This is a genomic window from Deltaproteobacteria bacterium, assembly GCA_019309045.1.
Classification (GTDB): domain Bacteria; phylum Desulfobacterota; class Syntrophobacteria; order BM002; family BM002; genus JAFDGZ01.
This window is the reverse complement of the sequence record JAFDGZ010000138.1, coordinates 1-7,313: the sequence shown is the minus strand read 5'-3', so window position 1 is coordinate 7,313 and position 7,313 is coordinate 1. Positions and strand designations below refer to the sequence as shown.

The 7,313-nt window shown below is 53.3% G+C and carries 5 protein-coding genes; 4 read left to right on the top strand and 1 reads right to left on the bottom strand.

Annotated elements, in window-relative coordinates; genetic code table 11:
* Positions 1–114 precede the first annotated feature (114 nt).
* Positions 115–447 (bottom strand): TIGR02266 family protein, encoded by a 333-nt coding sequence (locus tag JRI89_16545; GenBank protein MBW2072841.1) that lies wholly within the window; start codon positions 445–447, stop codon positions 115–117.
* Between the two features lie 477 nt (positions 448–924).
* On the opposite strand from JRI89_16545, the gene JRI89_16540 reads away from it, so the two are divergent.
* The 4 genes from JRI89_16540 to JRI89_16525 all read left to right on the top strand — a co-directional run bounded on the left by JRI89_16540 (position 925) and on the right by JRI89_16525 (position 6,980).
* Positions 925–1,971 carry a sigma-54-dependent Fis family transcriptional regulator gene (locus JRI89_16540; protein MBW2072840.1) on the top strand — a complete coding sequence of 349 codons (1,047 nt, stop codon included), beginning with the start codon at positions 925–927 and terminating at the stop codon, positions 1,969–1,971.
* Between the two features lie 968 nt (positions 1,972–2,939).
* On the top strand, positions 2,940–4,358 hold the full coding sequence (locus JRI89_16535; GenBank protein MBW2072839.1) for a sigma-54-dependent Fis family transcriptional regulator: 1,419 nt from the start codon (positions 2,940–2,942) through the stop codon (positions 4,356–4,358).
* A gap of 981 nt (positions 4,359–5,339) precedes the next feature.
* Positions 5,340–5,954 carry a polysaccharide biosynthesis/export family protein gene (locus tag JRI89_16530; GenBank protein MBW2072838.1) on the top strand — a complete coding sequence of 205 codons (615 nt, stop codon included), beginning with the start codon at positions 5,340–5,342 and terminating at the stop codon, positions 5,952–5,954.
* A 480-nt stretch (positions 5,955–6,434) separates the two neighbouring features.
* Positions 6,435–6,980, top strand: coding sequence for a hypothetical protein (locus JRI89_16525; GenBank protein MBW2072837.1), 546 nt, complete (start codon positions 6,435–6,437; stop codon positions 6,978–6,980).
* Positions 6,981–7,313: the final 333 nt, after the last annotated feature.

Below are 7,313 nucleotides of genomic sequence, written 5' to 3'. Positions count from 1 at the left end.
CCCTGCGCCTTGCGCCATGAGCCCAATGCCACGGCTATAGCGCAAAGCGCTGTACTATACCCTGATAACTGACAACTGATAACTGATAACCCGGCGGAGCCGAAGGCGCAGCCGCTAGCTTCCCTCAATCTCCTTGAGATATTGTTGCAGAATTCTGGCGTGCTTTTCGGGCAGTTCAGTAAATTTGACGCCCATGCCTTTTGGATAATTCTCTGCCTCCACCTGATTCACCCACACCACCTGGCATCTCCCTTTGATCACCCCCCGCTTCTGGGGAAGAGAAATTTCTACCGAGAACTCCGAGCCCACCTCGAAAGGCACATCCGTTACAAGGTAGAGACCACCCGGGCCCAAATTGGCTATCAGGGCCTCCCGAAATGCTTCTTCTGTCTCATACTGTGCTTTGAGAACCACGTCCAGACGGGGCCCTTTTCTGTGGTCGGCCATGGCACGGTCCTTTCAGATGTGTGTTTATAACAAATTGTTTTAATTGACTTTTTTTGACGCTAGCATATTACACTCAGCTAGTCAACAAAAATGTGTTGACATCTACAGCAAATACCATATATTGATAGATTATTAAGGCAGTGCAAAGTCATGTAATCTTGACACGTTATTACGCAGCGGGAATGTCTTCCCAGGTGAGCGATTCTAGCGTTTGAGACACCAGAGCGATTTATCTGAATCAACTGCAAGCGCGGTTCTTCCAGCACAGGAATACAGGGAAAAAGGCCAGGCAGGCATTGTGCTGCCTCCACATGCCATTTTGCTGGAAGCGATGGAGTCTTTCCTGGAGTACACCAGAGAAATCGCCCGGTCTGCATCGAGCAGACCCCGGGACTGGAAGCTCCTCAGTGGGGCCAATTTTGCATCTGCCGTGACACTGCCAATCCCTGGGCAGCTTGACAGGGCTAGCTCTGAATAATGGACATTTGCGATCAACTTCTTGTGGGCAGCAGCAGTGCTATCAAGCACATCAGGGAGATAGTGAGGCAGGTCTCTGAAACTGACCTCAATGTCCTGATTTGCGGTGAAAGCGGTGTTGGCAAACAGGTAGTAGCTGAAACTCTACATGCCATGTCGCACCGAAGCTCGCAGCCCTTTGTCAGGGTCAATTGCGCTGCCATACCTGGCGAACTCCTGGAAAGCGAACTGTTCGGCTACGACAAGGGCGCCTTCACCAATGCCTATTCCACCAAGATTGGCAAATTCGAACAGGCACACCGGGGAACAATTCTTCTGGACGAAATTGGCGACATGCCGCTGCCCATGCAGGCCAAAATGCTCCAGGTACTGCAGGATTTTCGCTTCTCCAGACTGGGCGGCAAAAAAGATATAGAAGTTAACTGCTGGCTCCTGGCTTCCACCAACCATGATCTCGAAAGGGATATTGAAGAGGGCCTTTTTCGAGAGGACCTCTACTACCGGTTGAATACTATAAGAATCTCGATTCCTTCCCTGAGGCAGAGACCTGAAGATATCGAGCATCTCACCAGACATTTCGTCGAAAACTTTTATCTGGCAGGAGCGGGGTCGGGGTTCGAGTTTACCAAGGAGGTAATGCAATTCTTCCTGGAATACCCATGGCCGGGGAATGTCAGGGAATTACAGAATACCGTGAGGCGTTTGCTGGTGTTGGGTGACTGGGAGAATGTCAAGACAGAACTTCTGAGAAGAAAGATACAGCTGGAGGCGCGCACACTGGCACCATCTCCTGGAACCGGCGCAGCAGAACAGCAGGAAGCACCGGACAATGACCGGCAATATGTTCCCCTCAAAATAGTCCGCCGCCGAGCAATTCAGCAGACCGAGAAGAGAGTTATTCGGGCTGCCCTGGAAGACGCGGATTGGAATCGAAAGAAAGCTGCCAGGCTTCTCAGGATCAGCTACAAGGCACTGCTTTACAAGATCAAAGCCCTCGAACTGACACCCAACAGCAAAGATCTCGAGCCCAACCCGGATGTTTCATGATGGCTGCCCGGGTGTGACCCCAGAACCCTGTCTAGTATCTATTCGCAGGCAGTTCCGGGCTCCGGCCTCCTGGTAAGGCTGCCAGCCAGTGCTGGCGCCAGATCCGGCGAGTTCTCCAGGCGCCCCCCGTAAACTCATCTCCCAGGCTCGACGCCTCACGCCACAGCAGTGGCTTCGGTTGGCAGACGAGCAGTTGTCTGCATGATCTTGCCAGGCCACTGCTCGAGATAGCCAGAGTAGGAAACTTCTGGTCTCTATGTGGAACCTTTTTTCATACTCGAGTGAAAACTTTTTCTCTATTTTGCCCAAAGCATCGCCTGGCTGATGCCAGTACTCTACTGCTTCATAAGAAGCTGTCCGGGGTGTTTCAACAGGTTATTTTGTACTATAAACTTGACATTATGTAATTATCGTGAAAACATAACTGCAAAGTTTTTGTCTATCTAAACATTCAATCGGTGGCACCTGGGAGTTCACAAAACCCCTCATTGTGTTGAATTATTTGCTCTTAATTACTCCAGGGATGCCAACTTTGAGTATTTCTTGCCACAGATTGGCACCAACTTTGCTGTCCTGATGTGGGTAAGGCTGAGAGCATGAGGAGGTAGCAGCAATCATCAGAAGGCAGAGTTTGGCGGTTCTTTCTGACCCGGATGTTTCTCGAATCACGGTTTGGCGCGACTGCGGCTGCGGCAATGGTTAGCCCCCCGGGCTGGCTGCGTCTATTGCTTCGTCAGGCTCAGCACAGGCAAGCCCTGCGACGTACTGTCAACAGTACGACCGGAGTCAACCCCTGCGGCAGCGCAGGAAACATCTCGGGAGCGCGTTCTCATTCACCGCCTCCCAACCACAGCCAGAGGTGATTTATTAGATATCCAGGCAAAACGGATTCTCATTCCAGCGCTGCTGCCTGGGAGGTCCAGACAAGAGATGCCAGTAAACCAGCAACTTGACTCCAGGAATTACAGATGCCTCCAAAAAGAATTCTCATCATAGGCGAGACCACTTCCAGTCGCGAATACCTGGAAGAATTAGTGCAGATAATCGGCTTCGAGGCACTGTCCATCAAAAAGAAGACCGACTTTCTTGCGGAACTGCAGCGCTTTGATCCCGATCTGGTATTGCTTGGTTCCTGCAACAGTGCTGCCCAGGCAGAAGCATTCGCCAAGGTCGTAGAAAGCGAGAAGGGAGGCGTTCCCATTGTCCTGATCCAGGGAGACTCCAAGAAGCTGAAGGCGGCGGATCTGCCTGACATCGACAACCTGGCTGTGCTATCCCCCAATCTCAAGCCGAATGATTTGCGGCACGCCATTCACAAGTTGATAAAAGACTCGGTAAATGCTGAATTCCGCGAACTGGACAGGGTAATCGTAGGCCAGGCCCAGTCTATGATCAACCTGAAGAAGCACATTCTGGACCTGAGCAAGTCTGATGTCACCGTGCTCATCACCGGGGAAAGCGGCACTGGCAAGGAGCTGGTGGCGGAATCCATACATCGCTTTTCTGCCCGGGCCAAGAACCCTTTTATCAAGGTGAACAGCGCCGCCCTGCCGAGCAACCTGCTGGAAAGCGAACTCTTCGGCTACGAAAAGGGGGCCTTCACAGGCGCCTGGCAGAAAAAACCAGGCAAGTTCGTTCTGGCCCACTCTGGAACCCTGCTTCTCGATGAAATCGGCGAGATTCCCCTGTCTATGCAGGCCAAACTGCTGCAGGTGTTGGAAGACCAGCAGCTGTCTACCCTTGGCAGCACCTCTGACACCCAGATCGACGTCCGCGTGCTGGCCGCCACCAACTGCAACCTGGCGCAGATGGTTTCAGAGGGCCGCTTCCGCTCTGATCTCTTTTTCAGATTGAACGTGGTGCACATCCACGTACCACCTCTCAGGGAGCGCAAAGAGGATATCAACCTCCTCTGCGACTACTTCCTGGACAAATATGCCGAGAGACACGACAAACCGCGGACTGTTCTGCAAGAAACCACCATGAGCCTGTTCCATCAATATTCCTGGCCCGGCAATGTGCGGGAGCTGGAAAACATTATCCAGAGCATCATCGTACTCGGCAACGAGGAATCATTCTGGCCCAAGCTGCAGGCCAATTCGGGAAGATTGACTTCTGCTCCGGCCAACGACAGCCGCGGACCAGAAGGCAGCGCTGCTGCCCCGGTTTTTTCCCTGGAGGAAAGACCCACACTGAAAGAGGTCTGCCGTGAGGCAGCGCGCAGAGCTGAAACAGATGCCATCCTGGACGTGCTGGCCTACACCAGGTGGAATAGAAGAAAGGCTGCAAAACTTTTGCAAATAAGCTATAAAGCACTTCTCAACAAGATAAAGGACTACGAAATCGAGCAGAGATACCGTGAGTATATTGGCAAGGACTTTGCTTGAATTAACAAGGTTTGAGAAGGGCGGGCGCAGCATGGAGAGTTTCTCCCACAGGTATCGGCTGGTAAACAGGCTAATCCGGTTTGCCAGATCACCTGGGAGCACTTCTGCCGCCCGCAGAAGAGCCCGGTTTTGCACCGGGCAGAAGAATGCCGGTCAGCAGGGTGGAAGCTCTGAATTCGACATAGCTGGCATGGAAGCCCTCTGACCAGTAGACCGCCCAGGGCCCGCCCCTGGACACAGTCTCTACCGCGTGAGAGACGAAAAAGCTATAATTTCAACAACATACTGAAGGTTCCCCAGAACCTGTACGGGCGGAGCCTGCCCTGAATTCGGCCGCCCCTGAGCCCAATGGCCTGCCCTGGACTGCGTTGGCCGGTCCTGATTTCGATTCGTGGGGCATGATTGGCGGCCCCATTAAGGCTGGGAGGCACAAAGGCTAGAAGGCTAGGAGGCTGGGAGGCTGGGATCAGTTATCAGTTGCGCGTTGCGGGTTACCTGTTGCCGGTTGAAAAAATACTGGCGCAGGACAATCGGCTACGCTGGTTGTAAATGCTAACCAGACAACATGTTAGGGCGAGGACCTCCACCAGCCCGAAGGGCTTGAGCTTGTTCATTAAATCGGGATCTCCCGATTTAATGAACCTCCCTGAACTCTCTGTGCTCTCTGCGCCTCGAGCGAAAGCGGGTGGTGAACATGAAGGTCCGGCACAAGGCTTTTAGGTTGGGAGGCCTTTAATTAGCCACAGACACACACAGACATTCGCAGATATTTTGTCTGCCCGACCCCCCTTCGCCAAAACTACGCCGCGCCAGGCCTGGCGAGGAGAGATTGGGCCCAGGAATAAGCTCGCTGCAAAGCTCAACAAATTACACTCAAACAACTATTGCGCAAAGCGCTGTCGCCTCCTAGCTTCCTAGCTTTCTAGCCTCCTAGCCTTTATGCGCCCTGGGCCTTGCGCCCAAATTAAGGAGAACAACAAAGTGACCAGGACAAGACTTTTTGCAATGTTTGTCATGCTGCTGCTTGTTGGCTGCGGCGGCTCCAGCAAGGTGCCGTCGGTGTCGACCCTGAACACTCCCGAGCTCATGCCTGATGTGGCCCCACCATCCGAAGACTCATATGTAATAGGTCCCGGAGATGTTCTGGCCATTGATGTCTGGAAAGAACCGGAGTTGACCAAGCAGGTGGCGGTAAGGCTCGACGGCAAAATCTCCCTGCCGCTCCTGAATGACATTGATGCTGCCGGCCACACCTGTCAGGAGCTGCAGAGCCTGTTAACAAAAAAATATCAAGATTTTGTCACCGTACCCCAGGTGTCGGTAACCCTGATCGAAAGCCGCAGCAAGAAGATTTACATCCTCGGCAAAGTGAACAGGCCCGGCGAATATCTCCTGCAAAAACAGATGACCATTCTGCAGGCCATCTCTCTCGCTGGCGGCCTGGGAGAGTGGGCCGACAGATCAAATATCAGGTTAATCAGAAAAATAGATGGCAGAGAAAGAAACTTTAGGGTAGATTACGACGCTATCGTCTCGGGCAAAGATCTGAGCCAGAACATCCATCTGCAACCGGACGATACGATTTTTGTACCGTAAACAGAGGGTGTCAGGCGCAGGGCCGCCGGCTGCGCCTTCGGCTACGCCGGGTTATCAGTTATCAGTTATCAGTTATTGGCAGGGATCACGGCAATATCTTGGTAGCCGCAGGCTTCAGACTGCGTTGGCCGGTCCTGATTTCGATTCATGGGGCATGATTGGCGGCATAATCTAATTTGGACTGACAGCCGCTGGCGCAACCTGAAGGTTGCGGCTACCATTGATCGCCCCAATATTCAGGCTGGAAGGCGGCCGGCTGCGCCGGGGTTATCGGTTATCAGTTATCAGTTATCGGGTCTCAAAAAACACCGGGTTGGAGTGGCTCTCCCCGGCGACGGGACAGGCTAGCCACGGCCTGATAGATCAGACCCCTTCCATTTTGAAGGCTGGAAGGCAATAACATGACAGCGCTTCGCGCTATCTTCTCCCTGCGCCTTGCGCCCTGAGCCCTGCGCCCCGCAAGACATAACAGGCAACAGAATGATAAAGAAAAACAGGAATTCAACTACAGATGCACATATTATAGAGCCAGGGCTCAGCTGGTATGTGGTGCAGTCCAAGCCCCGTGAGGAGGACCGCGCCAGGCATTTCCTTGAAGAGAAGGGACTGCAGACTTATTTGCCTCTCATGGAGGTTACCAGAATCCGCGGCTTCAAGAGCACCCTCGAGCACAAGCCCCTCTTCCCGGGCTACCTGTTCTGCCTTTTCGACCCCGAGGAGAGCCTGGCTTATGTGCGCTGGACAAAAGGGGTTGCCAAAATACTGCCAGAGAGTGTAAATCCAGTGCCGGTGGATGAAGCGGTAATAGTTTCCATTCAGAGCCTGGAGCAAAAGGATGGGGTCATTCGCAACAAGCCCTTGAAAAAAAACGACCGCGTCCGCATCGCCCGCGGCCCCATGAAAGACATTCTGGGCATATTCGAGCACTGGACCTCAGACCAGGGCCGCGTCCGTGTGCTCCTCAAGTTCATCAACTACCAGGCCTCGGTAGAGCTGCACCACAGCCTGGTGGAGAAGATAGGTTAACTATAGGCATTGGGCTTTAGGCATTGGGCATTGGGCAAAAAGCCAATGTCTGCGCTTCGCGCCATCTTCACCCTGCGCCCTGGGCCCAATGCCCTGCCTTAGACTGCGTTGGCCGGTCTTGATTTCGATTCATGGGGTATGATTGGCGGCATGATGTAATTGGACTGACAGCCGCTGGCGCAACCTGAAGGTTGCGGCTACCATTGATGGCCCCAGTAAGGCTGGAATGCTGGGAAGCAATGGCGCTTCGCGCAATCATTGCTGGATGCCCTATGCTCCTGATAACCGACAACTGATAACTGATAACTCCGGCGCAGCCGGCCGCCCTGCGCC